Source organism: Pseudomarimonas arenosa (assembly GCF_014841215.1).
Lineage (GTDB): Bacteria > Pseudomonadota > Gammaproteobacteria > Xanthomonadales > Xanthomonadaceae > Pseudomarimonas > Pseudomarimonas arenosa.
Window position 1 is genome coordinate 12,121 of record NZ_JACYTR010000016.1, and the last position, 26,627, is coordinate 38,747.

The 26,627-nt window shown below is 62.9% G+C and carries 19 protein-coding genes, 2 tRNA genes and 1 other RNA gene; 9 read left to right on the plus strand and 13 right to left on the minus strand.

All coding sequences use genetic code 11. The features are described from left to right. Positions 1–8: 8 nt before the first annotated feature. The 4 genes from ppk1 (at position 9) to IFO71_RS09725 (ending at position 5,755) form a co-directional block, all read left to right on the plus strand. Entirely contained in the window at positions 9–2,105 is a 2,097-nt protein-coding gene (ppk1, locus tag IFO71_RS09710; protein WP_192029443.1) for a polyphosphate kinase 1, read from the plus strand. A 51-nt stretch (positions 2,106–2,156) separates the two neighbouring features. Then, positions 2,157–3,665 (plus strand): exopolyphosphatase, encoded by a 1,509-nt coding sequence (gene ppx / locus IFO71_RS09715; RefSeq protein WP_192029444.1) that lies wholly within the window; start codon positions 2,157–2,159, stop codon positions 3,663–3,665. 103 nt (positions 3,666–3,768) lie between these two features. Continuing rightward, positions 3,769–4,146, plus strand: coding sequence for a BlaI/MecI/CopY family transcriptional regulator (locus IFO71_RS09720; RefSeq protein ID WP_192029445.1), 378 nt, complete (start codon positions 3,769–3,771; stop codon positions 4,144–4,146). Further along, a complete protein-coding gene (locus tag IFO71_RS09725; RefSeq protein ID WP_192029446.1) occupies positions 4,139–5,755 on the plus strand; it encodes a TonB family protein in 1,617 nt (538 codons plus the stop codon). The genes IFO71_RS09720 and IFO71_RS09725 overlap by 8 nt, the downstream gene beginning before the upstream one ends. A gap of 140 nt (positions 5,756–5,895) precedes the next feature. On the opposite strand, the gene IFO71_RS09730 is transcribed toward IFO71_RS09725, so the two are convergent. The 5 genes from IFO71_RS09730 to dnaX all read right to left on the minus strand — a co-directional run bounded on the left by IFO71_RS09730 (position 5,896) and on the right by dnaX (position 9,751). Continuing rightward, the gene (locus tag IFO71_RS09730) at positions 5,896–6,507 is read right to left on the minus strand and encodes a GNAT family N-acetyltransferase (protein WP_192029447.1); all 612 of its coding nucleotides are present in this window, start codon (positions 6,505–6,507) and stop codon (positions 5,896–5,898) included. After that, positions 6,507–6,851 carry a histidine triad nucleotide-binding protein gene (locus IFO71_RS09735; RefSeq protein WP_192029448.1) on the minus strand — a complete coding sequence of 115 codons (345 nt, stop codon included), beginning with the start codon at positions 6,849–6,851 and terminating at the stop codon, positions 6,507–6,509. The genes IFO71_RS09730 and IFO71_RS09735 overlap by 1 nt, the downstream gene beginning before the upstream one ends. An 87-nt stretch (positions 6,852–6,938) precedes the next feature. Continuing rightward, the gene (recR, locus tag IFO71_RS09740; RefSeq protein WP_192029449.1) at positions 6,939–7,535 is read right to left on the minus strand and encodes a recombination mediator RecR; all 597 of its coding nucleotides are present in this window, start codon (positions 7,533–7,535) and stop codon (positions 6,939–6,941) included. A 13-nt stretch (positions 7,536–7,548) separates the two neighbouring features. Further along, positions 7,549–7,872 (minus strand): YbaB/EbfC family nucleoid-associated protein, encoded by a 324-nt coding sequence (locus tag IFO71_RS09745; protein WP_425502887.1) that lies wholly within the window; start codon positions 7,870–7,872, stop codon positions 7,549–7,551. Positions 7,873–7,930: 58 nt separating this feature from the next. After that, positions 7,931–9,751, minus strand: coding sequence for a DNA polymerase III subunit gamma/tau (gene dnaX, locus IFO71_RS09750; protein WP_192029450.1), 1,821 nt, complete (start codon positions 9,749–9,751; stop codon positions 7,931–7,933). Between the two features lie 182 nt (positions 9,752–9,933). On the opposite strand from dnaX, the gene IFO71_RS09755 reads away from it, so the two are divergent. Continuing rightward, positions 9,934–10,026 (plus strand) — tRNA-Ser (locus IFO71_RS09755). Positions 10,027–10,070: 44 nt separating this feature from the next. Next, positions 10,071–10,167: signal recognition particle sRNA small type (gene ffs / locus IFO71_RS09760), an RNA gene on the plus strand. 71 nt (positions 10,168–10,238) lie between these two features. Here ffs and IFO71_RS09765 read toward each other — a convergent pair. The 4 genes from IFO71_RS09765 to IFO71_RS09780 all read right to left on the minus strand — a co-directional run bounded on the left by IFO71_RS09765 (position 10,239) and on the right by IFO71_RS09780 (position 15,368). After that, positions 10,239–13,190: a hybrid sensor histidine kinase/response regulator gene (locus IFO71_RS09765; protein WP_192029451.1), complete on the minus strand. Its 2,952-nt coding sequence runs from the start codon at positions 13,188–13,190 to the stop codon at positions 10,239–10,241. Positions 13,191–13,301: 111 nt separating this feature from the next. Then, positions 13,302–13,790, minus strand: coding sequence for a cyclic pyranopterin monophosphate synthase MoaC (moaC, locus tag IFO71_RS09770; RefSeq protein WP_192029452.1), 489 nt, complete (start codon positions 13,788–13,790; stop codon positions 13,302–13,304). Further along, complete coding sequence (locus IFO71_RS09775) at positions 13,783–14,604, minus strand: MBL fold metallo-hydrolase (protein WP_192029453.1); 822 nt, start codon at positions 14,602–14,604, stop codon at positions 13,783–13,785. Before IFO71_RS09775 ends, moaC begins: the two co-directional genes overlap by 8 nt. A gap of 11 nt (positions 14,605–14,615) precedes the next feature. After that, positions 14,616–15,368 (minus strand): 3-deoxy-D-manno-octulosonic acid kinase, encoded by a 753-nt coding sequence (locus IFO71_RS09780; protein ID WP_192029454.1) that lies wholly within the window; start codon positions 15,366–15,368, stop codon positions 14,616–14,618. 43 nt (positions 15,369–15,411) lie between these two features. Here IFO71_RS09780 and IFO71_RS09785 point away from each other — a divergent pair, with 43 nt between their 5' ends. After that, positions 15,412–16,488 carry a glycosyltransferase family 9 protein gene (locus IFO71_RS09785; RefSeq protein WP_192029455.1) on the plus strand — a complete coding sequence of 359 codons (1,077 nt, stop codon included), beginning with the start codon at positions 15,412–15,414 and terminating at the stop codon, positions 16,486–16,488. A gap of 159 nt (positions 16,489–16,647) precedes the next feature. On the opposite strand, the gene IFO71_RS09790 is transcribed toward IFO71_RS09785, so the two are convergent. The 4 genes from IFO71_RS09790 to IFO71_RS09805 form a co-directional block, all read right to left on the minus strand. Then, the gene (locus IFO71_RS09790; RefSeq protein ID WP_192029456.1) at positions 16,648–17,064 is read right to left on the minus strand and encodes a DUF6165 family protein; all 417 of its coding nucleotides are present in this window, start codon (positions 17,062–17,064) and stop codon (positions 16,648–16,650) included. Positions 17,065–17,115: 51 nt separating this feature from the next. Continuing rightward, a complete protein-coding gene (locus IFO71_RS09795; protein WP_192029457.1) occupies positions 17,116–18,312 on the minus strand; it encodes an acyltransferase family protein in 1,197 nt (398 codons plus the stop codon). 155 nt (positions 18,313–18,467) lie between these two features. Further along, a tRNA-Ser gene (locus IFO71_RS09800) sits at positions 18,468–18,558 on the minus strand. 140 nt (positions 18,559–18,698) lie between these two features. After that, positions 18,699–21,098 (minus strand): caspase family protein, encoded by a 2,400-nt coding sequence (locus IFO71_RS09805; protein WP_192029458.1) that lies wholly within the window; start codon positions 21,096–21,098, stop codon positions 18,699–18,701. 144 nt (positions 21,099–21,242) lie between these two features. On the opposite strand from IFO71_RS09805, the gene IFO71_RS09810 reads away from it, so the two are divergent. Continuing rightward, complete coding sequence (locus IFO71_RS09810) at positions 21,243–25,715, plus strand: autotransporter domain-containing protein (protein ID WP_192029459.1); 4,473 nt, start codon at positions 21,243–21,245, stop codon at positions 25,713–25,715. 202 nt (positions 25,716–25,917) lie between these two features. After that, complete coding sequence (locus IFO71_RS09815) at positions 25,918–26,619, plus strand: PP2C family protein-serine/threonine phosphatase (protein WP_192029460.1); 702 nt, start codon at positions 25,918–25,920, stop codon at positions 26,617–26,619. Positions 26,620–26,627 lie beyond the last annotated feature (8 nt).

The window sequence follows — 26,627 nt, forward strand, 5'->3', positions numbered from 1 at the left end:
CTATGTCCATGAACCCACCACGCAAGAGCAAGACTCAGGCAACCACGACGCGCGACCTGAGCGATAGCACCCTGTACCTGAATCGCGAGCTGTCCCAGCTTGAATTCAACATGCGGGTACTGGCGCAGGCCATGGACCCGACGCAGCCGCTGCTAGAGCGGCTGAAGTACCTGTGCATTTCCTGCACCAATCTTGACGAATTCTTCGAAGTGCGGGTGGCCTCGGTGCGCACCACCCTGGAGTACGGCGGCCCGCTGCCGGCCGACGGCCTCAGCCCGGCGCATGCACTGGAAGCCATCCACGACAAAGCCGCCAAGCTGGTGCAGGCACAGTATCGATTCTGGAACGACAGTCTGCGCCCGGAGCTGAACGCCGCCGGCATCCGCATCATGCCGCGCGAGGCCTGGACGGCACGCATGCGACGCTGGCTGCATCAATTCTTCATCGATGAGATCCTGCCGGTGTTGTCGCCGCTGGGACTCGACCCCTCGCACCCATTTCCGCGCATTCTTAACAAGTCGCTCAACGTAGTGGTGATACTGGAAGGCCGCGATGCGTTCGGCCGCTCTGGTGGCATGGCCATCGTCCGCGCACCGCGCTCATTGCCGCGCATTGTGCGGGTGCCGAAGGAGATCGGTGGCGGCGAAAATGACTTCATCCTGCTGTCAGCCATTCTCAGCACATTTGTCGAGGAAATGTTTCCCGGCATGCGGATCAAGGGTGCCTATCAGTTCCGGGTCACCCGCAACTCCGAACTATTCGTCGATGAGGAAGAAGTCGAAAACCTCGCGCACGCCCTGAAAGACGAATTGGCCGGCCGTGGTTTCCGCCGCGCCGTGCGGCTGGAAATTGCCGAGAACTGCCCGACGCCGATTGTGCGCACCCTGCTGCAGAACTTCGACCTCACCGAGAGTGCGCTGTACCGCATCAATGGCCCGGTCAACCTGAACCGGGTCACCGCCGTGTACGACATGGTCGATCGGCCGGATCTCAAGTTCCGTCCCTTCGTGCCGGCCATGCCAAGGTTCGCCAGTGAGACACCGTTTGCCTCGCTGAAACGACATGATGTGCTGCTGCACCATCCGTTCGAGAGTTTTCTGCCGGTGGTCGATCTGATCAAGGCGGCGGCCCACGACCCCGAAGTACTGGCGATCAAGCAAACGCTGTATCGGGCCGGCAGTGACTCGCCAATGGTTGAACACCTCATTTCCGCCGCGCGCAATGGCAAGGACGTCACCGTGGTGGTAGAGCTGCGTGCGCGGTTCGACGAGGAAGCCAATATTCGCCTTGCCGATCGCCTGCAGGAAGCGGGCGTGCAGGTCGTATACGGCGTGGTCGGCTACAAGACCCACGCCAAGATGCTGCTGATCGTGCGCCGCGAAGGCCGCAAGCTGGCCCGTTATGTTCATCTCGGCACCGGCAACTACAATCCGGGCACCGCCAAGCTCTATACCGATATCGGTCTGATGTCAGCCGACCCGGATCTCGGCAACGATGTCCATCTGGTGTTCCAGCAATTGTCCGGACTTAGCAGCGAGGTCAAGCTGAAGCGCATCCTGCAGTCGCCGTTCACCCTGCACAAGCAGCTGCTACACCTGATTCAGCGCGAGTCAGACGCCGCCCGCGCCGGACGACCGGCAATGATTCGCGCCAAGATGAATGCGCTGAACGAGCCCAGCGTGATCAAGGCCCTGTATGAGGCCTCCTGCGCTGGCGTCGAAATCGACCTGATCGTGCGCGGCGCCTGCTGTCTGCGGCCCGGCGTGCCGGGTGTTTCGGAACGGATCCGGGTCCGATCCTTGGTTGGGCGCTTTCTCGAACACACCCGCGTGTACTGGTTCCACAACGACGGTGAGCCCTTGCTGTACTGCTCCAGCGCTGACTGGATGGAACGCAACCTGATGCGCCGCATCGAGACCTGTTTCCCGATTCTCGCCCCGGATCTGGCGGCCCGAGTGTACGAGGAAGAGATCGGCAACTACCTGGAAGACAACACCCAGAGCTGGGAACTGCAGTCTGACGGCAGCTATGTGCGCATCTCACCCACCGGCGATGCCATGCCGCATTCAGCGCAGCGCGCCCTGCTAGCAAGGATCTGCGAATGAGTCTGCTTTCACACCACCTGAGCATCATGTTTAGCCGCGGGAAGCTCACTCATGCCTGATCGTTTGCAGGAAGGGGACCTGCTCGCGGCAGTCGATCTTGGGTCGAACAGCTTTCATCTGGTAGTGGCTCGTTACGTGCTCGGGCAACTGCGGGTGGTGGATCGACTGAAAGAAACCGTGCGCATGGCCAGCGGGCTGGATGGCAAGGGCGGCCTGTCGAAAGAGGTGCTGCAGCGCTCCCTGGATGCCTTGGCCCGGCTGGGGCAACGCATGCGCACCCTGCCCGAACATCGGGTGCGGGCCATCGCCACCAATACCGTGCGTCAGCTGAAGAACCCGCAAAGTTTTCTGGTGCCGGGCGAAACAGCACTCGGCCACTCGATCGAAGTGGTGTCCGGGCGCGAGGAAGCGCGCCTGATCTATCTCGGCGTGGCACATGGCCATCCGCCGGGACGCCGACGTCGCCTGGTCATGGACATCGGTGGCGGCTCGACCGAATTCATCATCGGCCAGGGCTTCAACGCGCTGGAGCGCGAGAGCCTGCAGATGGGCTGTATCGCCAGCACGCGACGTTTCTTTGCCAACGGCAAGCTCTCGCACAAGCGCTGGCGCGAAGCGCTAACCGATGTTTCAGCCGAATTCCAGCAATTCACCACCACCTTCATCGCCCGCGGCTGGCAGGAAACCCTGGGTTCTTCGGGCACCATCAAGGCGGTTGGTGAAGTCCTGTCGGCGATGAAGCTAACGCGTGGCGCGATTACGCCGGACGCGCTGGGGGAACTTCGTGATGAGCTGTTGAAGGCCAGCAGCATCGACGACATCAAGCTGCCCGGCCTGAGCGATGAGCGTCGACCAGTGATCGCTGGCGGCGTGCTGGTGCTGGAGGCGGCGTTCAATGAGCTTCGATTGTCGCGCATGCAAGTCGCCGAGACGGCCATGCGCGAAGGTGTGCTGTACGACATGCTGGGCCGCGTCACCAATCAGGACCCGCGCGACGCCTCAGTGGCCGCACTGGAGGAACGCTACGGCGTCGATCGCGATCAGGCCGGCCGAGTCGAGCAAACCGCCCTGGCCTTGTTCGATCAAGTGGCGCGTCGTTGGTTGCTCAGCGACGAAGATCGTCTGATACTCGGCTGGGCTGCACGCATCCACGAATTGGGATTGTCGATCGCGCATAGCCAATACCATGTGCATGGCGCGTACCTGATCCGTCACTCCGACATTGCTGGCTTTTCCACCACCGATCAGGAATTGCTCTCGTCCCTGGTTCGGTGTCAGCGCCGCTCGTTGCCTTCCGGACTGATCAATGAGCTAAGTGAACGCAATGCCTACGCAACTATCAAGGGCATCATGCTGTTAAGGTTGGCAGTGTTGCTGCATCGCAGCCATGACCCGCACACCCTGCCCGACCTGCAGCTACTCGGCACGCCGCCCAAGCTGCAGGTCGACCTGCCACGCTCCTGGCTGGACAAGCATCCATTGACGCGCAACGACCTCGAAGCCGAACAATCCTATCTGGCCGAGATCGGCATTGAGCTGGCGTTCGGGCCAGCCGACTGAGTGCACAGTCAATCTGAACCGACAGCTGAATGCGTCTAGACGGCATCTTGACCTAACGAATTACGCGTGTAATCTACAGACACCGATTACACGGGTAATCACTGTGCAGATCAGCGAAGCAGAAAGTCGCGTCATGTCCGTACTCTGGGAGTCCGGCGCCGCCACCGCCGATGAGGTTTTCCAAGCCATTGGTGCGCAGGAAGGCTGGCAGGAGCCGACGGTCAAGACCTTGCTCAACCGGCTGCTCGGCAAGGGGGCGGTGCGCGCCGAAGCCGAAGGCCGACGCTATCGCTACCACCCGCTGCTGAAACGCGAGGACTGGGTGCTGGAAGAAAGCCAGGGCCTGCTCGGACGACTGTTCAATGGCCGGGTAGCGCCGATGGTGGCCTACTTCAGCAAACACGGTCAGCTGAGCGGCCGCGATGTGGCCGAGCTCAAACGCCTGATCGATCAACTCGAATCCGGTGAACGTGATGATTGACGCCGCGCTTTCCTGGCTGTCGACCTTGGTCGGCGCCCTGCCCGACCTGCTGCTGCGCGGATTGGTCTGCAGTTCGGCGGCGATCGTCCTGGTGCTGGCGCTGCGGCGCGTCTGGCGAACCACCTTCGGCGCCCAGCACGCACCCTTGCTTTGGGCGCTGGTGCCGGCCTCCCTGCTGGCGCTACTGCTACCCGGCCCCGAACCCGAGCAGGCCAGCACCCTGCTGCTCGGCTGGCTGCCCGCGCAGGCCGCGGCAACCCTGCCGACACCGACGCCCGAGACGTCGGTCGAGACCTTCAGCACGCGCTGGATCTGGTGGCTATGGGGATTGGGCTGCCTCCTGCTGGCCCTGCTTCTGATCCGCCAGCAGCGAAATTTCCTGCGTGCTCTCGGCACCTTGCGCGCACGCGCCGATGGCAGTTATCTGGCCAGCTCCAACCACTGCGGTCCGGCCGTGATCGGACTCTGGCGCCCGCGCGTGGTGCTGCCGGCAGACTTCGAACATCGCTACGACAGCACCCAGCAATCGATGATTCTGTGCCACGAGCAAAGTCATGCCCGTCGCGGTGATGTGCCCGCCAATGCGCTGGCCAGTGCGCTGCGTTGTCTGTACTGGTTCAACCCGCTGGTGCACTTCGCGGCGGATCGGCTGCGCCACGATCATGAACTTGCGGCAGACGCCGCCGTCGTTTCGCGTTTCCCGCAACACCGCAAGACCTATGCAGAAACCCTTCTGAAAGTGCAGCTGGCTGTTCCTGGACTGCCAGTCGGCTGCTTGTGGCAGTCCAGCCACCCGTTGAAGGAACGTATCACCATGCTAAGAGCAACACCAAGCAGCAAAACACGCAATGTCATTGCCACCGCCCTGGCCAGCGCTCTGTTTCTGGCAACGGCAGGTGTGGTCTGGGCCTCGAAGCCGGCGCAACCGGCTGCGGTCGAGGCTGAGTCAACGCCCGAGTTTGCGGCCATGCTGCAACTGGAGATTGACGGCCAATCAACTGGCCCAATTCTCGGCTTCAGCAAACACGCAGGCTTTGTTGTCGAAACCGCCAACTGGCGCATCGACGGGAGCTACCACCCCGATCGTGCCGGGGAAGACTTGATTCTGCAGCTCAGCTATCAGGGCCAAGCAGTCACCACGCAACGCTTTGAAGTCAAGCTGGGCGACCCATTCAGCGTCAGCGCCACGGCCGGCTCTCCGCTGTCCAAGTTGAGCCTGAGCGGGCGAGTGGAGACATTCGATCCTGCGATGACCAACCTTCTGGACGGCAAGACCGCGACCTATCGGCGACTGAAACCACCGCGCTATCCGCAGGAGGCGATTGACGCCGGTGTCTCCGGCTGGGTGGTGGTTCGGGCCCTGGTGGGAAAGGACGGCCTGGTGCACAAAGCCGAGGTTCAGAACGCTTCGCCCTCCGGCGTGTTCGAGCAATCCTCACTTGATACGGTAAGAGCCTGGACCTTCAATCCGGCGACCCGCGACGGTGAGCCGGTGGCTGAATGGGTGCAGGTGCCGATCTGTTTCTCGATGGAAGAAGATCGCGCCTGCGAAGTACCGCAATCGGCACTCGACACCATCGTGATGCGGCCGCCCGCGCCTCATTCCTGAGCAGCCGAGGTCGGATGACCTGCACGCAGGGTGGGCCGCTGGCTCACCGGCGTGCCAATAACTGACTGCACAATCGGTGGGCCGCTGGCCCGCCGAAGCAGCGCTGAATCGGCCGAAGCGGCCTATTTCCCGGCCTCGGGCTACGCAGCGTTCCTTAGCCAATAGCTCAGACGGTGACTCAGGCCGGGGCCGTGGTCCGTCTCTGGCCATTCGATCTCGCAGTGCATGTCCGATTGCTTCTGGTAGCCGCGCTTGGCCCAGAACGCATCGTTCGGTCGATAGTCGAGCGGCCTGCGTGGATCGTTCTGCTCGCGCTCCACCGCGCAGAACGCGGTCATCCGGAAGCCACCGCGACGCGCTTCGGCTTCTCGGGCATCAAAGAACGCGTGACCCAGACCGCGTCCGCGGTAGGCATTCCGCAGCACCGACTCGCCAAAGTAGAACACCTGATTGAGCGCAATGCCGCGTTGAACGAAGGCGCGATGAAACGATTCGGCCTCATCGCTCAAAGGAATGGCGGTGGAAGCACCGACCACCTGGTCGCCATCCACGGCCAATACGAAGAATGCACGTGGCGAAGACGAGTATGTGCTGAGGTAGCTGCGCTCATAGTCAAGGCTACCCCGATAGAGGTAGGGCCAATCACGAAACACCTCGATCCGCAGCGCTGCCACCGCATCGAGCCAAGGTTGCAACTCGCTGCCGCGCGCTTCCAGCAGTCGCACCCCAGTCGAGCTCGACTGTCCGCCCATCACCCCGGCGGCCAGGCCATTTGCCGGCCAGCCAGCAGATGCATATGAATGTGATAGACGGACTGACCGCCGTCCTGGTTGCAGTTCATCACCAGACGATAGCCGTTGTCAGCGAAGCCCTCTTTCTTGGCGTACTGCGAGGCGGCCAAGGCCAGCTTGCCGATCAAGGGTGCGGTGCCGGCATCGAGCTCATTGAGGGTGGCAATGGGCTGCTTGGGAATGAACAGCACATGGATCGGCGCCTGCGGCGATATATCCCGAAACGCCAACACATCGTCATCCTCGTAAACGATGTCGGCCGGAATCTCACGACGGATGATCTTGGCAAACAGAGTGTCGTTCATCCTCATCTCCTTAACATGCAGCATCGCTAGTGAAAGGCATCGGTGACTCAGTCCGGCACACAGCCAGGAACAAGTCGAATCAGTCTGCTAAGCCCTGACCCTCTGCCCAAAGGCGTGAGCCAGTGTGCCGCGATCAATGTATTCGAGCTCACCGCCCAAAGGCACACCGTGCGCCAGCCGACTGACCTTGAGGTCGTGCTTGCGCGCCATCTGGGTCAGGTAGTGCGCCGTGGCTTCACCTTCCACGGTCGGATTGGTAGCGATAATGACTTCCTGCAGGCCGGGCGCAGCCAGGCGTTCTGCCAGCAGGTTCAAGCCCAACTCCTGCGGACCGAGCCCATCCATGGGCGAAAGCCGGCCATGCAGCACGAAATAGCGTCCGCGGTAGCCGGTGGCCACTTCCAACGCGGAGAGATCGGCCGGCGACTCGACTACGCAAATCGACGTGGCATCGCGCGCAGCGCTGCGGCAGATAGAGCAAACGGCATGCTCAGTAAGATTGCGGCATTGCTGGCAGTTGCCGATCTTGTCCAAGGCTTCGGCCATCATAGCGGCCAGATGACGGCCGCGCTCGCGCTGACGCTCCAGCAGATGCAGGGCCATGCGCTGCGCCGACTTGTGCCCCACGCCCGGCAGCACGCGCAGCGCCTCGATCAAGCGTTCCAGCAGCCCACTTTCGCTCACGCCCCGGCCTCGATCAGAACGGCAGCTTCATGCCCGGCGGCAATGGCATGCCGGCGGTGGCCTGACTCATACGCTCCTGCGAGGCGGCATTGGCCTTGTTGACCGCGTCGTTGAAGGCAGCCGTGATCAGGTCCTCAGCCATTTCCGGATCGCCGAATACCGACGGCTCGATGCGCACCTTGCGGCATTCCATCTTGCCGCTCAGCGTGACCTGCACCATGCCACCACCGGACTGTCCCGTCACTTCCAACGTGGCCAGTTCCTCCTGCGCCTTCTTCAGGTTCTCCTGCATGCGCTGTGCCTGCTGCATCAGGTTGCCCAGTTGTCCCTTCAACATGGTGAATCTCCATTCTCAAGTGAAACGATGCGTAACGGCCAGGGATGCCTGGCTCTGATCAATGCGGCCGAATCGAACCTGGCACCACGCGGGCACCGTAGTCCTGGATCAGGGACTGCACCGTCGGGTCGCTCATGAAACTGCGTTCGGCCTCGCTTTGCTGCTCTGCTGATTCCTGTTGCAGGCGAGCGTGCAGGGTCTGTCGGCCGGTCTTGACCGAACCAAACTCGATTCGCGGCATGCCGCCCAGCACATCCTGCAAGGCGCGACAAAGCTGCTGAACCAGTTCCGGCATTTTCAGCATGTCGTGTACTTCGGGCAGTGCCAAACGCAGGGTTTCGCCGTCGTCGGCGAGAAACTGCGCGTGAGCCGCCAACTGGCCCGCCGGACCGCGCAAGCCCAGGCCTCGACTGCACTCGATCCAGTCTTCGCTGTCGACGATCAGACGCCTGGCTGATCGACCCGACACAGGCCTCGCCGACAGCATCGGCTCAATCGAAGGCACCGTGTCGATCGGTGGGCTGATCGCTTGCGCCTGCCCCGAGTCGGCGCAGGATGAGGGTCGCCGATCAAACTGGATGTCGAGGGCGACGGGTGGCGCCGTGAACGGTGCGCTGCTCGCGACGACCGGCGCCGCTGCTGGTGGCGCAGGCATCGATGGTGTCGGTAGCGCAGGCCGCGGCGATGCATCAGCGGGCGCCAGTGATGCTATGGCCGCGGCCGCCGCTGCGCGACTGCTGGCGCCGCTGCTCGCAGCGCGATCAGCGCCCCCTGAACCTGTGGTTCCACCGCCGACCGGCGCGTCCCGATCGGCAAACGCCAGCATGCGCAGCAGGATCATCTCCATGCCGACCCGCGCAGACGGTGCCAGGGGTAACTCTCGACGCCCGGATACCGCCATCTGGTACCACAACGCAATCAGTTCCGGCGGCAATTCGGCGGCCTTGATCAGCACCTCGCTGTCGCCGGCAGCGGCCGCCGTCGGCACCAGCTGACGAATCTGCACCTGATGCAGAGCGCTGGCCAGCGCATCCAGTGCGGCGGAGAAATCTGCCGAGTAGCTGGCCATCGAGTCGACTGCCGCCAGCAGCGCCTGGCCATCGTCGTCACTCAGGGCCGCCAGCAGGTGCTCGACTTCACCGCGATCGACGCTGCCCAACATTTGCGCCACTTCGGCACTGCGCAAGGCGCCTGCGCCATAACTGATCGCCTGATCGAGCAAGGACAGGCCATCGCGCAGACTGCCGTCGGCACCGTGCGCCAGCAGGCGGATCGAAGTCTCATCGGCGTCGATGCTTTCTGCGGCGAGAATCTTGCAGATCTGCTCACCGATCTGCGCTTCAGTCAGGCGCTTGAGGTTGAACTGCAAGCAGCGCGACAACACCGTGACCGGCAGCTTTTGCGGATCGGTGGTGGCGAGCAGGAACTTCACATGCTCGGGCGGCTCTTCCAAGGTCTTCAACAGAGCGTTGAAGGCGTTACGCGACAGCATGTGCACTTCGTCGACCAGATAGACCTTGTAGCGCCCGCGCGTCGGCATGTACTGCGCGTTGTCGATCAGCTCGCGCACATCGTCGACGCCGGTGTTGCTGGCGGCATCGATTTCGATCAGGTCGACAAAGCGACCGGCATCTACCGCGGTGCAGACCGGGCACTCGCCACAGGGATCGGCACCTACGCCACGCTCGCAGTTCAGGCTCTTGGCAAATATCCGGGCGATGGTGGTCTTGCCGACGCCGCGCGTGCCGGTAAACAGAAACGCATGATGCACACGACCGCTATCGAGGGCGTGAGTTAGCGCGCGTACGACGTGTTCCTGGCCGACCAGTTCGGCGAATCGCTTCGGGCGCCACTTGCGCGCCAGCACCAGATAAGACATTGCGTGCCTTGCTAGGAAACAGACTGAGCATTGTGCCAAGCCAGCAGCAACATTTCATGCAGATCGGCCGCAACACCGGCGCCGTTGTTGGCCGATCGACGGCCTTGTCGCCTGCAGCCAGTCGAGGTATGCTTTCGCGCTTGTTTGCCGCCGGCCTCGGTGAGCAAACAGGGAAGCGACCAGGAGAGGTGTCCGAGTGGTTTAAGGAGCACGCCTGGAAAGTGTGTGTACGGCCTCAAACCGTACCGAGGGTTCGAATCCCTCCCTCTCCGCCACTTCCCAGCGCATCATGTGCGCCAATCAGCATCGACGGTGGCCCCGTCGGCGCCTTCGCGACGATAGATTGAAAACCCCGCCAGGCCCGAAAGGGAGCAACGGTATTGATCGACTCGGGCGCCGGAGATCCGTCGGCGGGGCTGCCACCCTTATCCAGGCAGATGCGCTGCGCCAAGCTTACTCATCCGCGCCCCCTCATGAAATATCCGGGCTAGGCCCTATCCGGCATCGACTCCTGTCGGCAGGCGGCGGCCAACAGGGCGAGCCCTTGGTCCAATCCCTGCAGCCCTGCCACCAGTGCTACCTCGGAGTCTGATCGATCAAGGTCGATTTCCAGCTGCCGCGCCTGCTCGGCGATCGACTCCATGCCCAAGGTCGCCGCCATGCCTTTCAGAGAATGGATCAGTCGTCGATTGTCCTGGCTGCGCAGCGCTGGGCCGGCATCCAGCAACTCCTTCGCAGTGCCCGCGTAACGCTCGACGAATCGTCCGACCATCTGCCGATACAGCTTCTCGTTGCCCAGTACCTGCTTGAGACCAAAGGCGTAGTTAAGGCCGGGCAGACCGCGCAGACCGGCGGGAGCGCTGCTCGCCTCCGGAGCCTCCGCCTTGGCAACGGCCTGCGGCCCTTCCGTGGCGGTCGCGTCGCGGGTGGCAGAAATGCCCAGCCAGAAGGCGATCCGCTGCAACAGCAGCTCGGGATCAACCGGCTTGGTCAGTCGCTCCTGCATGCCGCAGGCCAGCACCCGCTCGCGCTCTTCATCCATGGCATGGGCAGTCAGGGCAACGATCGGCAGGCGCTCGGCAGAATAGTGCTCGCGGATACACCGAGCGGCCTGCAGTCCATCCATGATCGGCATCTGCAGATCCATCAGCACCAGCGACGGCAAGGTCGCCGGCGTCGACGCGCGCACGCTGCGCACCGCTTGCAGACCATTGCCGGCATAGGTGACCGACGCGCCCGCCCGACGCAGCACTTCACCCACAACTTCGCGGTTGATGGCATTGTCGTCAACCACCAGTAGTTGTTGCTTGCTGAGATCAGGCATCGACGCCTGGATCGGCGCAAGTATCGATGCGTTGGCCACTGTTTCGATCGTGCGGCGCAGCGCCGAGGGCAGCACTGGACTCTCCAGAACCGCCAGCCGCGGACTGAGCTGATGCGTCCTGAGTCGCTCGCCCGAGCGACTGATCAGCAGTAGATACCAATCGGGTTCCTGCTGCAGAAGATCGGCCACGGCTTCGGCCCAGCTGCGCCCACCGCGATCCTCCAGTTCATCATTCATCAGCCACAGAGTTGGCCGCTGGTGGCGTGTCGCCACGACCTCCGCGGCCTCCTTGGCACCTGCTGGCGTGCGTTGCGCCGTCAGGCCGATCTGATCCAGATAGCGCTGGACGATGTCGTCTTGCCGGGCGCGCCCGGCGATCAGCACAGCATCGTGCGAGGGCAGGGATTGCGCAACGTTCGACTCCACCGACTGCGGATCGCGCGCCATCTGCAGTCGAAACGAAAAGCAGCTGCCGTGACCGGGCTGCGACGACACCTGCAGCTCTCCGCCCATCAACTCGATCAGCCGCGCACAGATACTCAAACCAAGCCCGGTGCCACCGAAACGTCGGGTGATCGAGCTATCAGCCTGGGTGAACGGCTGGAAGATGCTCTGCAGGCGATCGCTGGAGATGCCGACACCGGTATCCTCGCATCTGACCTGCACTTCGCAGCGATCATCATCGAGCGACTCGCAGCGCAGAGCCAGATGCACGCCGCCCTGATCGGTGAATTTGATCGCATTGCTCAGCAGGTTGACCAGCACCTGGGTCAGGCGCAAGGAGTCACCGATCAATGCCGGCGGAAACGCCGGCTCAATCTCAACAGTCAATTCCAGCGAACTCTCGTTGACCGCTGGCGCCACCACCGACAGTACGCGTTCGACTATGTGGTCGAGCGAAATCCGTGACAGTTCCAGTTGCAAGTGGCCGCTTTCGATCTTGGAGAAGTCGAGCACATCGTTAAGCACCCCTAACAAACCCTCAGCTGCCGAGCGGATCTTGCGCACCTGTCCCAGTTGGCGCGCATCGAGCGTACTGCCCATCAACAGGTGACTCATACCGATCACGGCATTCATCGGGGTACGGATCTCGTGGCTGACGTTGGCCAGGAAATCGCTCTTGGCGCGGCTCGCCGCTTCAGTGGCATGCAGCGCGTGTTCGGTCACCGCCTGCGCTTCAACCTGCTCGGTGACATCCTGCACCGTGGTCACAGTGGCATTCACCGGACCGCCTTTAACACTGCGCATCGGCGTCGATTGAAAGCGCAGGTGCAAGACTTGATCATTGCGCTGCAAGCGCAGGACGCAGCCGGGCTCGGGCTTGTCCAACAGCGCCTCCTGGCGCCCGGGCAAATCGGCCAGCGCGAGCGGGCGGCCGTTGCTGTCGGCCAGCGAGGTGCGTGCCGAGGCATCGTGCAGACGCAGCTGCGACTCAAGACCCAATAGCTGGTGCGCCGCGCGATTGGCCTGCATAGCGGCGCCGCTGGCATCCTGCACTACAATGGCCTCGCTCATCGAGTTGAACATGGCCCGCAGTCGGGCATCGTTACTTGCCAAGCCGGTAACCATCTCGCCGGCGACGTACACGACGACACCGGCCAGCAAGGCAATCGACCACAGACTGTTGAGCCACACAACGGGGTTTCGCGCGTACGCCGGGTAGTCGATCTCGAACTGCACCCAGCCAAGAATCGAGGCCACGGCCAGGGCCAGCACAGCCAGAACCACCGTCCACCAGACCAGCCATGTTTTGCGGCCTGGGAGAAACAAGGCCGCCAGCATGGCGGTGGAGATCAACAGGACCTTGCCATCGGCCGCCGGACCAAGCTCGACGTAACCGATCAGGCTGGCCAGCAGACTGATCAGCAGCAGAGTGCCGACGTGGCGCAGGTAGGCGATGCGCCCGCTGAACCAGACCAGGCCCCAGGCGGCCAGAAGCAGGCCGACATGGGCAGCCATGAATGGGCGCCAGCCCAGGCTTGGCGCCCGAGAAACCGAGATCAGCACCGCCGGAGTCGCCATCAGCGCAAAAAGCAAGGTCACGTTGTGCAACATGCGGATGCGCATGGCAGCAAAGGTTTCGCCCGATTGAGCCCTGCGCCACCCCATCAACATGCCCCCTCCGTGTCTGACTGGCGGCTCATCTCAGCGGCCCGTTGCCAGCGATACCCAGCCTTTGACACCGGGCTGCCGGCAGAGCCACCTCGACCAAGCTTCAAGGGTCTCTCAGGCTAGCGTACGCCCCTCGGCCACAGTGCGTTTGCCACCCGACTTGGCCAGCAGTCGAATGTCTTCTATCACGATCTCGTGTGAAAGCGCCTTGCACATGTCGTACACGGTCAGCGCCGCCAGGCCGGCACCGGTCAACGCTTCCATCTCGATGCCGGTTCGATACTCGGCGCGTGCGGTACAGCGAATGCGCAGACGCGTCGGCTCCTGCCAGTCGATCTCGATCCGACAGGCGTCGATCGGCACCGGATGGCAGAACGGGATCAACTCGTGAGTCCGCTTCACCGCCATGGTGCCGGCAATGATAGCGGTGTCGATGATCGAGCCCTTGGCCACCTGATAGTGCGCGTCGTGCAGGGTACGCGCCACCTCGGCAGGAAATCGCAGATGTGCCACGGCAATCGCTTCGCGACGGGTCACCGCCTTGTTGCCGACGTCGACCATGGCGGGTCGCTGTTCGGGATCGATGTGACTTAACTCACTCATGTGAACCTTGCTCGGTTGAACTTTGTGATAAGGGCAGCGGGAGATGGTCCTCGACCGGAGACCGAAGGGCAAATGCGGCGCCAGCGGTGGCCACGCGATAGCCGCGCTGGCGCAGGGACTCGCCATCGGCCGCTGACCCATAGTGGTAAAGCAACAAACGTTGGCGCAGATCGATCGAATACTCGCGCTCGATGTCGTCGATACCGGTGTGCGAAGGATTGCCGACCAGACCGCAGTCATGGCAGACCAGTTCCTGGCCCGGACGCTGCTCCAGCAGTTCGGGAATTGGCCGGGTATCGCCGCTGAAGACAAAACTGCCGGTCAAGGCCAGACCATAGGAGGTGCCCGGCTGATGGTGACGGGTGGGGAAAATTTCGAACCACAGGCCCTGCCACCAGAAACCGCGATTGCAAGGCACCAACTGAAACGCATCCCAGTAGTTCACCCCACCCTCGGCCAGCACGCCTGGGTAGTCAGCCACCCGCCCCTGCAACCAGGGCACCACACTGGCCGGAACGAACAGGCGTAGTTGGCCGCGCAGCTCGGGATCGAAGTAACTGCGAAAAAACAGCCGCTCCATGCCACCGATATGATCAAAGTGCGTGTGGGTGATGAAGATTGCCGGCGGCAGGCCACTGTAATGCGCCAGATAGGCGGTGAGCGCTTCGCCACCACAGTCGATCATCAACAGCGGCCGACCATCGCGCTCGAGCACCGCCGAGGGCGAACCCAGCTCCACTGCCTGCGACGAGCCCACCCCAAGAAAGCGCAGCGCATAACGCGAGATTTCATCATGGATCGTGCCGGCGCTCATCTGTACACCGCTCATCCCAGGGCCGCGCTGGCAAACTCGGGAGCGGCCCGATCATGGGCGGCACGCAGCTCGTTCCAGGCCTGGTCTGCGCCGGCTCGATCATCGCCGCGCACCTTGCACATCGAGCGCCGCAGCCGCTGCAGGCGTTGATCGATCCAGCCTGAGTGCGGCGAGCGCAGTCGGCCACGATCAAAATCGATCACCCACCAGCGCCCTGTCGAGTCACGCAGCAGGTTGTGCGCGTTGAGATCGGCATGATCCACGCCGGCCTGATGAAAGCGCGCCAAGGTATCGCCCAGGTTGTGCATCGCATCGGCGGCAATCTGATCGCCACGTAGCAATTCGGCCAGACTGCAGGCCTGTTCGATCCTGCTCATCAGCAGATCGGCGCTGTAACCGAACAGACCTCGTCGTCGATAGCCAGCCAGAATCGGACGTGGCACCGGGAGGCCCAATTCCCGCAGCCGCAGCAGCAAGCGAAACTCAGCGAAACTGCGTGTTCTCGATGCACCGCGCCAGAGATAGGTGTCGCGACTTACTCGCGCCGCCATACCCCCGCGTCGGTAGTGACGCAGCACCGCGGTACCGAATTCACCCTGCACCATCCACACCGCTCCACGTCCACCGCGGGCATGCTCGGCCTGTGCCTGCCAGTAGTCCGGGCTGAGCATCTCGAAGACCGCCCGCGGCAACAGGCAGCGATCGAACAGCAGACCGGCGTTGCGATCTACACTATGGGTAATGTCCGTCTTGTCAGCGCACATCCGTCAGATGGATTGCCAGTGAAGAGCCGCAAAGGAGTGTAGCGTGAGTGCAGCCAAACCGGCGTCGATTTGTATCCTGCGCCTGTCCGCGCTGGGTGATGTGACCCACGTGGTTCCCCTGGTGCACCGCCTGCAAGCCGCCTTTCCCGATTGTCGGCTGACTTGGATCATCGGCAAGCTGGAGCACAAGCTGATCGGCGATCTGCCGGGCGTCGAGTTCATTGTGTTCGACAAGCGTGAGGGCTGGTCAGGTGTTGCTCAGCTGCGTCGCCAGCTGGACGGCCGCCGTTTCGACGTGCTGCTGCAGATGCAGGTCGCCGCCCGAGCCAACCTGTTGTCGTGTCTGATTCGCGCCAAACGGCGAATCGGCTATGACCGTTCTCGCTCTAAGGATCTGCACGGGCTGATGATCAACGAGCGCATCGCTGATGTCGGTCGACGTCACGTGCTCGATGCCATGGCGGCGTTCGGCGATGCCCTGGGCGTCGCGTCTAGCGCCCCACGGTGGGATATTCCATTAAGCCCGGACGATATTCGCTTTGCCGAGCAGACTTTGCCGGGTAGCCAGCCCACCCTGCTGATCTCACCTTGCTCCAGCCACGTTCGCCGCAACTGGCACGCCGCCGGCTATGCTGCGGTGGCCGATCATGCGCACCGCCAAGGCTATCGAGTACTGCTCTGCGGCGGCCGAAGTCAGTTGGAGCGTGAGATGGCTGATGCCATCCTGCAGCACGCCGAGGCCCCGGTGATCGACATCGTCGGCAAGGACACCCTGAAGCAGCTGCTGGCACTGACCCAACGTGCCGACCTCGTGCTCACACCCGACTCTGGCCCGATGCACATGGCCAACGCGGTCGGCACCGCAGTGATTGGCCTGCATGCCGCCAGCAATCCTCAGCGCAGCGGCCCCTACTCGGACACCCGTTACTGCGTCGACCGCTATCCACACGCAGCTGAGAAATTTCTCGGCAAGTCAGTGTCGCAGCTGCCCTGGGGTAAGAAAATCGAGTTCGAGGGTGTAATGGACCTGATCTCGATCGAAGACGTAGTCAAGGCCTTCGATCGTTTCGTCGCGGCCCAAGGGAAAAGCCACGTCGACACTTCTGAACCGGCTAAATGATGTTCAATTGGCCGGTTCAGTAGAGCAGTCCCTGTAGGGACAGCTCGCGCGCAGCGACGCAGTCGCTCTGAAGCGCCCGCGCGTACGGGCAGGTATCGGACGCACGGGACTTAATACCGAACAGGATGTTCAAACTTCAAGTCACCGAATCAAAAAGGACTAGAGACCGAGCTCAGCCGGCTTGCTGCCGTAGTCCTGGTAACTCTTCTCTTCAACATAGGCCGAACCCAGCGCCAGATTGATCTCACGCTTGAGCTTGGCGCGCTCGTCGTTCTCGAAGTACACCGCGCGGGCGAGGCGGATGAACTCCTGATCGAAGGCCTGCGCTTTTTCCTTCAGTCGGATGTCGTCTTCGATAACCCACAGGCGTTCGTTGACCTGCTTCAATCCCGCCAACAGGGTATCGATCGGTGTCTTGGAAGCTGGATGATTCGACCAGGTCTGACGCAGGGCATCCAATTCATTGCGCACGTTGGCCAGTTTGGACGCATCCTGGATGCGCTCGCTCTTGATTTCGAGAATGGCGATCTTGTCCAGCAACTCGCCGAACGACACCGGTACTAGGATTTCAGACAAGGTGCACTCCATCAGGTTTGCGCCGACCCCATGCCAGCGACCGCGCACAGTTTACCCGGCCTCGGCCCGCCCCGCCCTGCTGCCAATGATTGGCCAGCCTCGGCGAAACCAGGCCCCGGCGGGCGCCTCGACCCAGCGCCAGCTGAGGTAGCTCAGCGCGATCACCGGCAACAAGGCCAGCACCAGACCAACGGGCAATTGCCATGGCGCCTCGATCCAGCTGCGCATCCATGGCTGCAGCATGTTGAACACTGGGTAGTGCCAGAGATAGATGCCGTAGCTCAGCCGCCCCAGCCAGCGTGTGATCGGTGCGCCGGTGAGGCCAGCGCGCATACCACCCGTCGGCGAATGCAGCTCACTGCAGCCCACCACCCAGCAGGTCGCCAACAACGCGAACACCGACTGCCAGAAGGCCAGCGGCAGACTGCGTGGGACCGCCGCCGGGCTGACAATACCTATCGCCACCGACCCTGCCAGCAATGCCCACAACCCCAACACGCCGATCCAGCGCCAGACGGAAGCGGGCAGTCGGCGCATCCAACTGTTGGGCTGTAGCCAGAGCCCGGCGGCCACTACCCCGATCAGAAACAGATCACAGCGCGACGGCAAGTGATCGATCAACACTCGCGACCACGGCGCCGAAACCCAGCCCAGAGCCATGGCAGCGCGCAGCCCGGGAGCAAACAGCACCAACCCCAACATGCAGGTCCATCGCCATGCCGGGCGCAGCCAGAACAGCGCCGGCAACAGCAGGTAGAAGGACAGCTCGAGAGGCAGAGTCCACCAGACGCTGAGCCAGGGGACGGGCGCACCAGGCCACAGGCGAAACGCCATGAAGGCCTGCCAACCGACCTCGTCAAGTTCCGCGCGCGGGTGCAGGCCGGGCACCGAATCGAGCCAGCTCATCAGACCGGCAAACAGGGCAATCTGCAACCAGAACAAGGGCACGATGCGCCCGACACGGCGCCGCGCGTAGTCATCCAGATGACTCACCCCATGCCGCCAGAACGGCTGACTGATCAACCAGCCGGACAGCACAAAGAACAGCACCACGCCGGCCCAGCCGTAGGTCATCAGACCGAAGACCCAGGCATCCATCGAGTAGCGTTCCCAGCTGCCGTTGGGGGTCCAAAGCAAGGCGGCATGCGAGGCCGCCACCATCAGCGCCGCAATGCCGCGCACGCCGTCCAGACGCGGGTAATGCCGAGCCGGCGCATTCGTTTCCGATCGGGTGCCGGCGTCAGTCATCGATTCGCACGCAGGAGATGCCTTGTCTTGCAGCAGCGCCAAGCTTAACAGGCAGCTGGAATACTCATCTCAGCGGTGCCGGAACGCAATGGACAAGCCGTGGCAAGCCTCAATCCCAACGGCATGCCTCGGCGCCTCCGAGGGCTATCGGATAATGGCGGAGAGGGAGGGATTCGAACCCTCGTTACGGGAGACCCGTAAACCGGATTTCGAATCCGGCGCATTCGACCACTCTGCCACCTCTCCGCGGCGCAACCGTTAGGGACGGTTGAAGACTACTCGCACCGGGGTCGAACACCGGCAGCGAAGGCGCGGGATCATACGCCAGCCGGCACCTGTTTCTCAAGCCCCGCCCCGACACTATCGCATCGGGGCGGGCTTATTCCTCAGGGCGCGCGGCCGGCGCCGCGCGGCATAAAGAAGAATTCGCCGCTTTCATGGCCGGCAAATTGAATCGGCGCGTACTGCGGCACCTGGGTAATCGGTGCGTCAAACGAGCTCAAAGCCAAGGACGCGGCCACTTCCCGGTACAGGCGCTGACCTTCCAGCAGGCGGTTGTTGTCCTCTAGCACATTGAGCAGGGCGCGGGTGAAGTACGAGTGCTTGCCCGAGCCAAGATCCGGCACCGGCTGCACGCCGCCCGAGGTCAGGGCGATGCGCGCGCGACCGTCCAACATCGTCTTCACCCAATCGCCCCAGCGCTTCGAGCTGCTGGCGTCGTAGACCGGCAAGCTGCCGCCGGCCAGGGCACCGGCATAGCAGGAGTCCGCCACCACCAGGACATGCTTGGCCTCCATGGTGTCGAGAATGTCGGATACCGCGGCATTCGATATCCAGGTGGCCGGAACCTTGGCTTGTCCGTCGACCGGTACCCAATAGCCCTGCTTACCGTCATCACTGAGGTCACCATGACCGGCGTAATACACCAGCAGATTGTCGTCGGGCTTCAAACTCTCGCGCAGATCATTCAGCGCCGACAGGATGTCGAAACGGGTAGCGTTGAGCAGCAGGCGGGTCTGATAACCGTAACGCTCCTTCAGTACCTTCGACACGGCAGTGGCATCGTTGACGGCGCTTTGCAGCTTGGCGAAGCCGCCGCTTTGATAGTCGTTGTTGCCAATCACCAAGGCATGAAAGGTCCCCAGGCGCACGCCTGAAGGCAATCCGCTTGAGGCATCGGAGCCGCCGTGCGAGCTGCTGCTGGCGCTTGCGCCCGGATTGGGCAGGAGGGTGAACTCCAGCGAAGCCGCATCGCCCATCTTGCTGACTGCCGCGACTTCGATGTTGGAGCCGCCAGCCGCCACGTCGACACTGGCGCGGAATAGGCCGTTGTCACCCAGAATCACCGGTGTGCCGTTGACGGTGATGGTCTGTATCGCCTGCGGCGCCGACACCCGGCCCACCACGCTCTGTCGGCCCGGCCCGGAGCGTAGGGTGGCTGCTGGGCGTCCGCGCGTGGCCACCAGGGGCGGGTCGATGATCTCCAGCGTCGGCACGGCCGCCAACAAGGCGCCGCCGCCACGGTTGACCTGCTGCTCGAGCTGGACGATTTGCATGCGTTGATCGCGAAGCTGCGATTCGCGCTCGGCCAGTTGCCCCTCCAGCAGCTTCATCAGTTCCCAATCGTCCTTCTTGCGCCCTTCGGCCTGCGACTCAAGGTCGGAAATGCGAGCAAGATAGCTGTCGCGTTCCTTGTCGAGCAGGGCCTGACTCTGCGCCAGCTGGGTCTGCAGCTTCTCGGCGCGACCCAGCGCATCCTGCAACGACCTGTTCAGTCGATCCGCCTGCGATTCGAGCGTGCTGACTGCAGCATCCTCGCCAGCCGATGCACCGCTCTGGGCCAACTGTGACCTACGCGCCTGCAGCGCTGCCTGCTGCTCGGCAAGCTGCTCCTTACGCCGCTCAACGGCCAGTTTCTCGGCTTCCAATTGACGTGCCAGTTCGACCAGACCCGCTTCCCGCGTATCCATCTGCACCTTCTGCTGGTCCAGCGCACTGAGATCCACGCCAACATTGCGTCGCGTCTCGGCCAGTTGGTCGCGCAATCCCTGCAGTTCAGCCTGAGCGCTGTCCAAGCTTCGACGACGGCTCTGCAGCTGACCTTGCAGATCACGAACCTGGGACCGCAACGTTTCGGCCTGTTCTTGCTGTTCGGCCACGGTTTGTTTCAGCGAACCGATCTCGACGTCCTTTGCGGCCAGCTGCACCTTTACTTCCGAAGCAAACAGCAGTTCGTCACCGTTGGCGCCGGATGCCTGGCGATACAGGTTAAGTGCCTTCAGCTCGTCCTTCGCGACGCCCAGCCCTTCTTCATACAAGTAGGCGAGATTGGTCAGGGCGCGCTTGTTACCCTGATCGGCCGATTTCTGAAACCACTGTGCGGCCATACCGAAATCGGGCGGCGTGCCCAGCCCCTTGAGATAGATCTCGCCGACATAATTCTGCGCATCGGCATCGCCGGCCAAGGCCTGACTCATCCAGACCTGCAGCGCCGTTTGATAGTTGGCGCGGTCATAACTGACGTACTCGCCGCCGCGAATCTCGCAGTCTGCCTGAGTGGTGCGGATCGGCCGACGAGCGGACATGAAGGTGGCGGCCGCACCCAGCTTTCGAACCTGCCCTGGCAGCAAACAATCGACGATCAGCAGGTCTTCCGCGTTCTTCGGCCCGGACCGGGCGTCCGCGATCGGTGGAGTCATCGAGCCTACAGCGCCGATCAGCAAGCCCAGACAGAGCGCGGCCATCCGCTGCCCCTGCCTCTGTCGCGATGTTTCCTCGGCAGCCATCTTCCACCTCCCGGATAAAGCGCTGTGAACGACTCAGACGAGTATACTCGCCCCAGATAGTGCGAACTGATCGACACTCTACGGGGGATACGTATGGGGCAGGCAGTACGGATTCGCGCTCGCGCGCGGTGGCTGAGGGGCGTGATGGCAGCTGCCCTGGTATGGGCCGGTTTGCCAGCATCGGCTCCGGCGATGACCTCGTCAGACTGCGTACTGAGCATCGACGAATCGAGCCCGGTGCGGGTCGATCCGGCCGGCAGCACGGTCTTCAACGTCCGCGCCAATGAAGGGCCGGACCCCATGGAGACTTGCTTAGGCGCCGGCTTTCAGGTCAACAAGATCTTCGACAGCACCCTGAGCCCGGGCGCCACCACGCCCAGCCCCGGCGGCGTTTCGGCCGGCACCGCCCAGCCGGTGCTTGTCAACATGCCCTTCAGCGGTCCTGGCGCCGGTACCGTGATCTATGAGGTGCAATGCATTTCCGGTTGCGACGTCTCACCGTCACCACCGGTCACCTTCCAGGTTGACGTCAAGGACTACCAGCTCGCCTATGCGGCACCCACGCCAGGTGGCTTTGCCACCGAGACAGTCAATACCGACGTAACCCTGGGCGGAGAGATCCAGGTCGACGGCATGCCCTTCGCCACCTCAGGGCAAGTGTTCTTTCAGGTGGTTTCCGGCCCGGCCACCGGCACCTTTAATCCTGCAGGGGCCATGCCCGGCACCGGCGTCGTCAATGCCGATGGCAGCGGCGGCGTGCAGATCGATTTTCAAGCGCCGGTGGAAGGCACGTACACAATTGAAGCGACCGGCGACAGCTCAATGGTGCCGATGCCGAGGAAGGGCGGCAGCGCCAAGGGCGCGTTCCCCCTGTTCGTGCAGGTCTACACGGTCGATATCCGCATCAATCGCACGGCGGTGATCAATGCGGGCGATGGTTTGTCCGGTCAACCGGGCGAAAGTGTCTCGATCTCGGTTCGCGCCCTGGATGACGGCGCCCCCACAACCGACACCATCGACTGGTCGATCGTCAGTGGCAGCGGCTCCTTGGCACAACCATCCACCGTAACGACGGCCGGTGTGGCCAGCAATGTGTTCTCGTTTGGTGCCAGCGGCGGCCCGGTAGTGATTCGCGGCGCCCGCGCCAGCGATCCGACCGGCTTCGTCGATTTCAACCTTGAAAACTACACCTACCAGCTCAGTCTGCCCAATGGACCCAATCCCAGCGGAGCAGTCAACAGCGGCATCGTGCACGAAGTACGACTGGAGCGGGTCGGCATTTCAACCAACCTGGTGCCCGGTGCCACCCTTGATTTCGCCCAGGTGGGCGGTCCCGGCACCGGCTTCTTCCAACCGCTGGGCGGCGGCTCACCGACCAGTTCAGCGACCACCGACACCGGTGGCGTTGCTCGGCTGGAATTCGTGGCGCCAGTGGTCGGCAACTACAACACGCAAGTCAACCATACGCCGCCCCCCACCGGTGCGCCGGTCACCGGCACACCGATGGGCCAGAGCATCGGCCTGATGCCGATGGCGGTGGTAAGCACGCCACCAACGTTCGATACCTCGCCTCCCACCGTCGGCGCGCCGGCCGAAGTCTATCGCTACGATTTCAGCGCCAGCGACGCCGAAATGGAGCCGATCACCTTCACCGCCAGCCTGCCCTCGTGGTTGAGTCTCACCGACAATGGTGACGGCACGGGCACCCTGCTGGGCTCTCCCGGCGTTGCCGATATCGGCGCGCCTAACACCGTTATATTGCGCGCCACCGACCAAAGCAGCGCCTTTACTGAGCAGACCTTCTCGATCACGGTGACCGAGCAGATCATTCGCTCACTGCAACGCACCTCGGGCGACGGTCAAAGCGCCCAACCCGGCCAGGCCGTTCCGGCACCGCTGGTGGTCACCGCGCTCAATGACGGTATTGCCGCACCAGGAGTACCGATCTCGTTCACTGTCTCGCCCTTGGGCGCGGCAACCCTGTCTGCCAACTCCACCACCACCGGCGCTGACGGCAGCGCGTCGATCACCGCCACCCTGTCGGCCTCGGCGGCAGGAACCGTGCAGATCACCGCCTCTCGAGCGGATGATCCGGACAGCAGTCCGGTGACCTTCAGCATTACGGTTACCGCCGGCCCGGTTCTGTCCCTGTCCAAGCCCAGCGACTCCGGCGACGGTCAATCGAGCATCATCGGCGGCGCCTTCAACCCGCTGAAAGTGGTGGCTCAGAACAACGGCGCACCCGCGCCTGGGGTGGGCATCACCTGGGTCGTCAGCGGACCGGCCACGCTCTCGGCTTCGCGCTCGGTAACCGATGCCGACGGCATTGCCAGCATCGGCATCAACCCGGGAACGGTAGCCGGCACCGTAAGCGTGGTGGCGACCCGCGAAGATGCACTGAGCGCGGTCACCTCGTTCGTGTTGAGTGTGATCCCGCGCGACCAGCCCTACCTCGAACTACTGTCCGGCAATAGTCAGCGCGGGGTGATCGGAACCCGTGCCGACGCACCGATCGTGGTCGTGCAGCGTGACGCCAGCGGTCTGCCGGTGGCAGGCCAACAAATCGACTGGACCGTACTGACCGGCGAAGCCCTGCTCGACAATGCATCGTCGGTCACCGACGCCCAAGGCATGGCACAGATCGGATTCCGCTTCGGCAACACGCTGGGAGCAGTACAGATTCGCGCCTCCAATGCACTGCTCGGTTCCTCGATCGACAGCCTGCATTCGGCAATCGGCGCCAACGTGCAGAGCACGTCCGGCAATGGTCAGTCCGGCATTGCCGGCCAGCCATTGGAGCAACCACTGGTGGTGCAGATCAGCCCGGAAGTGGCCAAGGCGTTGAGCGGTGCGATTGTCGCCTGGGAAGTGATCGCCGGCGGTGGCAGCTTGCAGAGCAACAGCACCACCACCGACGACCAGGGACGCAGCCAGAATTTCCTCACCCTGGGACCGGTGCCGGGCGTCAATACAGTTCGCGCAACCATTCCCGGTGGTCAGGAGTTCATCTTCACCGCCCAGGGTTCGGACAACACGGCCGTGCTCAGTATTGTCTCCGGCAATAGTCAGACCCTTGCGCCGAACACGGCGTCGGCACCGCTGGCAGTTCGTCTGGTCGACGCGGCCGGCCAAGGGCTGTCTGGCATCGCGCTGAACTTTGTCGGCGACAACGCCAGCGTCGCCGACAGCAGCGTGACCACCGACGCCCAGGGCAATGCGCAAACCACTGCGATGGTGCTGCTCTCGGGTCCGGCCACGGTGACGGTATCCAGCGAGGCGGTCTCGGTGGACCCGGTAGTGTTCCAGCTCAACGGTGCACTGGCCAACTTGCCGGGACTGAGCCCAGATGGACGCGATGTCGGCGGCACCCTGGATGCCAGCTGCGACAATTTGCAGAACACGCCCAACCGCACCGCCGCGCAGGACGACCTGCTCAACCGCTGTCGCGAGTTTGCCGACAGCTCGGGCGACAATCAGGACGAAGTGCGCAACGCCTTCGACCAACTGCCCACACCCGTGGGTGGCGGCGTGGGTCAGTCGGGCCAGGACACCATCGGCGCGCAGATGACCAATATCAATACGCGCTTTGACATGCTTCGCTACGCGCAGTCCGGCGGCGCCAAGAACAGCTTCAACGTTGGTTTCTGGACGCCGGATGGCGTGATTGCACCCAACATGATGTCAGCCGTCGGCGCAGCCGAAGATGAGCAAGACGAGGTGGGCGCCGATTTCGGTCGATGGGGCTTCTTCGCCACCGGCACCATCGGCCGCGGCGAATACGATGGCACCTCGCGCCGCGCGAAGTTTGACTATGACATTGCCGGCCTCACGGCCGGTGTCGACTACCGCTTCCGCGACAATCTGATTGGCGGACTGGCCTTCGGCTACACCAACAACGATGCCGATCTCGCGGACGATCTGGGCTCGCTGGAAACCAAGGGTTGGAGCACCAGCGCCTACCTGTCGTGGTTCTCCGAGCGTCAGTGGTACGTCGACTCGATGCTGAGTTACGGACGCAACAGCTATGACCTCCAGCGTCGCCTCAGTTATTCGATCCGCTCCCTGAGCGGCGGCCGCACAGTCATTGATCAGGTCGCGACTGCAGATACCGACGGCACCCAAACGGCAGCTTCAGTGGCGCTGGGACGTGACTTCCAGAAAGGCCCGTGGACAATCAACTCATACCTGCGCGGCAGCTACGCACGGGTCGAGTACGACAGCTATACCGAACGAATGATCGAAGGACGCCCGGGACAAGGCCTGGCATTGCAGGTCGATGGCCGTTCGCAGAATTCGATTACCTCGGCACTTGGGGCTCGCGCAACCTATGTGTTAAGTCGTGACTGGGGCATCTTGATGCCGAGCGCCAGCCTGGAGTGGCAGCGAGAGTACGAGGATGACCCCACCCGGGTCACCGCGCGTTTCGCCGCTGATCCCAATGGCCCCAGCTTCGTCGACATTGGTGACGACATCGACAACAGTTACTTCAATGTCGGCGTTGGCGTCTCGGCGCTGTTCCCTGGTGGCAAGACGGCGTATCTCTACTACGAGGAGTTGGTCGGCGCGTCGAGGCTGCGGCAGGGCGTGCTTTCACTTGGTGTCCGAGTCGAATTCTGAGCCCGACCATGAGCTACGTGTTTCCACCCAAGGCAGCCGCCCCCGCCGGGGCGCCTTGCGGTGCCGACCCAGACCGCGGCATGCTTGAACTGTCGCGGCCTGGAGGCCGGACTGCCCGCACAGGGGGGCATAGCGGAGTGGACCGCCCTGACTGCGCCAAGCGCTTTACCACCCGTCGATTTGGGCAGCAAAGGATGCTTGCATGATCGAGTTCGGCCATTTGAGTCACGTCGGCCTGCGCCGAGAGCACAACGAAGACACGTACTACGGCGATGCCGGATTGGGTCTTTGGCTGGTTGCCGACGGCATGGGTGGACACGAGTTTGGGGAGGTTGCCAGCGCCCTGGCGCGCGAGACCATCGTCGCCGAGGTCAAGGCGGGCCGGACGCTGGTGGACGCAATCAGGGCCGCCGACGAAGAAATCATCCGCCATTCTCAGCGCCGTTCCGAGGCGTTGCCGATGGGCACCACGATCGCGGCGGCACGCGTTGCTGATGGTCGCTTTGAGGTGGCCTGGGTGGGCGACAGCCGCGCCTACCTGTGGAATGGCCAGTTACGTCAGGTCTCACAAGATCACAGCTATGTGCAGGAACTGATCGAACAAGGCGCCATCACGCCGGAACAGGCGCGCAACCATCCACATCGCAATGTGGTCACCCAGGCATTGGGGGTGACTGACCCACATAGCCTGAAAGTGGAATCGATCACCGGCGAGTTCAAGCCCGGCATGCAGCTCTTGCTATGCAGCGACGGCTTGACCGAAGAAGTGGATGACTACGAAATCGGACGACTGATGGGACAAACCGACATCACCGCGCAGGAATGCGTCGAGCAGCTGATCTTGGCAGCACTCGATGGTGGCGGCTCTGACAACGTCACAGTGGTGTTGATTCGATCTCGTTAGTTATCGAT

What these genes read in the sequence shown, in the direction of transcription:
- ppk1 (WP_192029443.1), top strand. Translation starts at nt 9, where the DNA reads ATGAACCCACCACGCAAGAGCAAGACTCAGGCAACCACGACGCGCGAC.
- ppx (WP_192029444.1), top strand. Translation starts at nt 2,157, where the DNA reads ATGCCTGATCGTTTGCAGGAAGGGGACCTGCTCGCGGCAGTCGATCTT.
- IFO71_RS09725 (WP_192029446.1), top strand. Translation starts at nt 4,139, where the DNA reads ATGATTGACGCCGCGCTTTCCTGGCTGTCGACCTTGGTCGGCGCCCTG.
- IFO71_RS09730 (WP_192029447.1), bottom strand. Translation starts at nt 6,507, where the DNA reads ATGGGCGGACAGTCGAGCTCGACTGGGGTGCGACTGCTGGAAGCGCGC.
- IFO71_RS09735 (WP_192029448.1), bottom strand. Translation starts at nt 6,851, where the DNA reads ATGAACGACACTCTGTTTGCCAAGATCATCCGTCGTGAGATTCCGGCC.
- IFO71_RS09745 (WP_425502887.1), bottom strand. Translation starts at nt 7,872, where the DNA reads ATGTTGAAGGGACAACTGGGCAACCTGATGCAGCAGGCACAGCGCATG.
- dnaX (WP_192029450.1), bottom strand. Translation starts at nt 9,751, where the DNA reads ATGTCTTATCTGGTGCTGGCGCGCAAGTGGCGCCCGAAGCGATTCGCC.
- IFO71_RS09765 (WP_192029451.1), bottom strand. Translation starts at nt 13,190, where the DNA reads ATGTTGATGGGGTGGCGCAGGGCTCAATCGGGCGAAACCTTTGCTGCC.
- moaC (WP_192029452.1), bottom strand. Translation starts at nt 13,790, where the DNA reads ATGAGTGAGTTAAGTCACATCGATCCCGAACAGCGACCCGCCATGGTC.
- IFO71_RS09775 (WP_192029453.1), bottom strand. Translation starts at nt 14,604, where the DNA reads ATGAGCGCCGGCACGATCCATGATGAAATCTCGCGTTATGCGCTGCGC.
- IFO71_RS09780 (WP_192029454.1), bottom strand. Translation starts at nt 15,368, where the DNA reads ATGTGCGCTGACAAGACGGACATTACCCATAGTGTAGATCGCAACGCC.
- IFO71_RS09795 (WP_192029457.1), bottom strand. Translation starts at nt 18,312, where the DNA reads ATGACTGACGCCGGCACCCGATCGGAAACGAATGCGCCGGCTCGGCAT.
- IFO71_RS09805 (WP_192029458.1), bottom strand. Translation starts at nt 21,098, where the DNA reads ATGGCTGCCGAGGAAACATCGCGACAGAGGCAGGGGCAGCGGATGGCC.
- IFO71_RS09810 (WP_192029459.1), top strand. Translation starts at nt 21,243, where the DNA reads ATGGCAGCTGCCCTGGTATGGGCCGGTTTGCCAGCATCGGCTCCGGCG.
- IFO71_RS09815 (WP_192029460.1), top strand. Translation starts at nt 25,918, where the DNA reads ATGATCGAGTTCGGCCATTTGAGTCACGTCGGCCTGCGCCGAGAGCAC.